The organism is Bergeyella anatis (genome assembly GCF_036016955.1).
Lineage (GTDB): Bacteria > Bacteroidota > Bacteroidia > Flavobacteriales > Weeksellaceae > JAYWXI01.
In genome coordinates, this window is sequence record NZ_JAYWXI010000102.1 from 1 (window position 1) to 566 (window position 566).

General features: G+C 30.4%; 1 protein-coding gene. It reads left to right on the forward strand.

The features are described 5' to 3' along the window. Positions 1 to 8 precede the first annotated feature (8 nt). A partial coding sequence (locus tag VQ048_RS12440) for a TssN family type VI secretion system protein (protein WP_327611958.1) occupies positions 9 to 566 on the forward strand: 558 nt, incomplete at its 3' end.

Below are 566 nucleotides of genomic sequence, written 5' to 3' on the forward strand. Positions count from 1 at the left end.
TGAATAGAATAAAAAAATACTTTACGAATTTAATCGACCCACAGCTTTTGGTTATATTGCTATTGTTAATTTTGACAATTATAGCACTTACACTCATTTTTTCAAAGAAAACACCTGAGTATAAGAAATACAAAACTAATATATACATTTACTTATTTCTCATCGTAATTGTATATGCAATGGTTGCTTTTTTGGGTTACAATAAGTTATTTTCAGAACATTTGATGTATGAGTTTATTTTCTATCAAGTGTTTTCATTGGTGATAGGAAGCATTCACTGCTATGTGTATCATAATTTCTTTAATAAGTTTGAGCAGGAGAAGTCCCCTATGGAGTATCTGTTTGCTTTATTGGTAGCACTTTATGGCATTATTCCTTTTTTGTTAATTTATTCCTTTTTCAATGGTAATCAATTTGCCTACCTAATGTTAGGGCATTACATTCTATTTTTTGTCCCAACATTTGTAAATGATACTTTTAACAGAGCAATGAAAATCCCACCAAAAGTCTATTTAACTTGGCAATTCCCCGAAAACTATCGTGAATTGGCAGGCGTAAGTGATGAA